We start from the raw sequence: 3,324 nt of genomic DNA, 5'->3' as shown, positions 1-3,324 counted from the left end.
CATCAGGCCTTCGAAATAGGGAATCGGGTCGCGCCCGATCTCTTCTTCCGGCTTCGGATAGGCTTGTGAGAGATAACCCCAGTGGACTTCCGGAATCGTCCCGGCACGCATCTGCTCCCACACGTGGTAGGTCGGCAGGATGTCGAGAAGGGCGAGCCGCTCCACGCGACCGGGATGGTCGAGCGCGAGCCGGTAGGCCACGCGGGCTCCGCGGTCGTGTCCAGCCACGGCGAAATGAACGTGTCCCAGCGCCTCCATCACTTGAACGACGTCTCGGCCCATGGCGCGTTTGGAATAGGTCTCGTGCTTCGGATCGCCCTTGGGGGCAACGGACCAGCCATAGCCGCGCAGATCCATGCAGACGACCTTGTGGGTTTCCGCCAATGCCGGCGCGAGGTGGTGCCACATGGCATGCGTCTGAGGAAAACCGTGCAGCAGGACGAGCGGCTTTCCGCTGCCTTTCGAGCGCGCGAAGATGCGCCCGACCTCCGTGTCGATCCAGTGGCTTTCGAAATCGGGAAAGAGATCGTCGCTCATGGATGCCGCTCGCTGGTTGCAAAAAAAGAATGCTGAGAAGCTAGAGCATTCTCCTGCGAAAGGGATGAGGCAACTTAGGAAAAAAAAGAGTTACAACTATCAGTGGAGAAACTTCCGTTTCGTCATCCTCCGATGGAATCAGACGCCACTCCGCGCCGCTCGCGTTCCACCGCGCGCCAGCCGATATCCTTGCGGCAGAAGCCTTGCGGCCATTCGATCCTGGCAACAGCCTCATAGGCCTTCCTTTGCGCGTCCGAGATCGTGCGTCCCAATGCGGTGACGTTGAGCACGCGCCCGCCATTGGCAACGATCCTGTCGCCGTCGCGTTTCGTGCCGGCATGAAAGACGATGACGTCGTCGAGTTCTTCAGCCCTCGCGATGCCGCTGATTTCCGAACCCTTCTCGATCGCACCCGGATAGCCTTGAGCCGCCATGACGACGGTGAGCGCCGCCTGTTCGGACCATTGCAGCGAGATGCTGTTCAGCACACCGTCGCAAGCGGCGAGCAGCGCCGTCGCCAGATCGGATGTCAGGCGCGGCAGCAGAACCTGGGTTTCGGGGTCGCCGAGGCGGGCATTGTATTCGATGAGCTGAGGGCCGTCCTTGGTGAGCATCAATCCCGCATAAAGGATGCCGGTATAGGGCATGCCGCGTGCCTTCATGCCGGCCAGGGTCGGCTCGATGATTTCACGCATGGCGCGGGCCTGAAGCTCCGGCGTCATCACGGCAGCCGGCGAATAGGCGCCCATGCCGCCGGTGTTCGGTCCCTTGTCGCCGTCGAAGACGCGCTTGTGGTCCTGCGCCGTACCGAAGGGGATCGCGTGCGTCCCGTCGCAGAGCGCGAAGAAGCTCGCCTCCTCGCCCTCGAGAAAAGCCTCGATCACCACCTCGGCTCCTGCTGCGCCCAAACCGCCGCCGATCATCATGTCGATGGCTTCCTCAGCCTCTTCGAAGGACGCGGCAACGACCACCCCTTTGCCGGCGGCAAGCCCGTCCGCCTTCACCACGATCGGCACGCCGTAATTGCGAACGTAGGTCTTGGCCGCTTCCGCGTCGGTGAAGCGCCTGTAGGCGGCGGTGGGGATGTTGAACTCCGCGCAGAGATCCTTGGTGAAGGCCTTCGAGCCCTCGAGCTGGGCGGCGGCCTTGCTCGGTCCGAAGGCCTTGATGCCTGCAGCCGAGAGATCGTCCACGAGACCGGCCACCAGGGGCGCCTCCGGACCGACCACGACGAAATCGACCTGCATCACCCGGCACAGATCGATCACGGCCCGATGGTCCGTCACATCGAGCACCACATTGGTGCCATGCTGCGCCGTGCCGGGATTGCCTGGGGCGACGAGAAGCTTGTCGCAGAGAGGGCTTGCCGAGAGGCTTCTCGCCAATGCGTGCTCGCGTCCGCCCGATCCGATGAGAAGGATGTTCATGGCCTTGAGCCCTCCCTGATGACGCCTGCGCTCTTAGCGCCTAAGGGCTGTTGCGCCTAGTCTTGAAAGTGTGCGTTCAAGACCTGTTTTGCGGGCGCGGCGAAATGCACAGGGGATAGTTTGCCATTGTGACGGCGTGTTGCGTTGATGCCCTTGGCAGGCCCGGGGCAGGGGGATTAGGTTCACGTCATGTTCGCAGCAAAAGCTCCCTCGAATGCTCCCGAATGGTCGGTTTCGGACCTGGCAGGCGCCCTCAAGCGCACCCTGGAGGATGCATTCGGCCACGTACGCCTGCGGGGCGAGGTATCCGGCTACCGTGGGCCCCATTCCTCGGGACATGCCTATTTCTGCCTGAAAGATCAGAATGCCCGCATCGATGCGGTGATCTGGAAAGGAGCTTTCGCCAAGCTCAAGATCCGCCCCGAGGAGGGGATGGAGGTCATCGCGACTGGGCGCATCACCACCTTCCCGGGCTCGTCCAAGTACCAGATCGTCATCGAGACGCTCGAACCGGCCGGCATAGGAGCGCTCATGGCGCTGCTTGAGGAGCGCCGCCGCAAGCTCAATGCCGAGGGGCTCTTCGCCCAGGAGCGCAAGCGCCGGCTGCCCTTCCTGCCGCAGGTGATCGGCGTCGTCACGTCGCCGACCGGGGCGGTGATCCGCGACATCCTCCATCGGCTGGAGGATCGTTTCCCACGCCGGGTGCTGGTGTGGCCCGTGCGCGTGCAGGGCGAAACCTGCGCGGCGGAGGTGGCTGCCGCCATCCGGGGCTTCAATGCGCTGGAACCGGGCGGTCGGATCCCGCGGCCGGACGTGCTGATCGTCGCCCGCGGGGGCGGATCCATCGAGGATCTGTGGGGCTTCAACGAGGAGATCGTGGTGCGGGCGGCGGCCGAGAGCGGCATCCCGCTCGTCTCGGCGGTCGGCCACGAGACCGATTGGACCCTCATCGACCATGCGGCCGACATGCGAGCCCCGACCCCCACGGGCGCCGCCGAGATGGTGGTGCCGGTGCGCGTGGAGCTCATGGCCGCCGTGAACGACCTTTCTCGGCGCCATGTGGAGGCGGCCCTTCGCCTCGTGGAGCGCCGCCGGTCGGACCTGCGCGCCACGGCCCGGGCCCTGCCGAGCCCCGAGGCCCTGGTGTCGCCCAAGCGGCAGCGGCTCGACCTTGCTGCCACCAAGCTCTATCCGGCGCTGGCCCGCAACGCACGGGGCCACGAGGAGCGGCTGCTCAAGGTGGCGCGCCAGCTCGCCCATGTCTCGCCGGTGGCCAACGTCGCCCGCATGCGCGCAAGGCTCGACGCGGTGGGGCCGCGCCCCTACAACGCGGTCTGCCGCTCCGTCCTGCTGCGCGAGG

Annotated in this window: 3 protein-coding genes; 1 reads left to right on the top strand and 2 read right to left on the bottom strand. The window is 65.3% G+C overall.

The annotated features are described in order from the left end of the window. The coding region (locus RIN79_RS21400; protein ID WP_309086730.1) for an alpha/beta hydrolase at positions 1-537 on the bottom strand (537 nt) is incomplete at its 3' end. A 122-nt stretch (positions 538-659) separates the two neighbouring features. Continuing rightward, the gene (gene purD, locus RIN79_RS21395) at positions 660-1,964 is read right to left on the bottom strand and encodes a phosphoribosylamine--glycine ligase (RefSeq protein ID WP_309086729.1); all 1,305 of its coding nucleotides are present in this window, start codon (positions 1,962-1,964) and stop codon (positions 660-662) included. Between the two features lie 189 nt (positions 1,965-2,153). Here purD and xseA point away from each other — a divergent pair. After that, positions 2,154-3,324 (top strand): exodeoxyribonuclease VII large subunit (xseA, locus tag RIN79_RS21390; protein WP_309086728.1); only part of this gene is annotated, 1,171 nt, incomplete at its 3' end.

Origin of the sequence: Chelativorans sp. (assembly GCF_031180965.1) — a bacterium.
Taxonomy (GTDB): Bacteria; Pseudomonadota; Alphaproteobacteria; order Rhizobiales; family Rhizobiaceae; genus Chelativorans.
Note: the sequence above shows the minus strand (reverse complement) of the source record. Positions and strands in the feature narration are given on the sequence as shown.

What these genes read in the sequence shown, in the direction of transcription:
- purD (WP_309086729.1), bottom strand. Translation starts at nt 1,964, where the DNA reads ATGAACATCCTTCTCATCGGATCGGGCGGACGCGAGCACGCATTGGCG.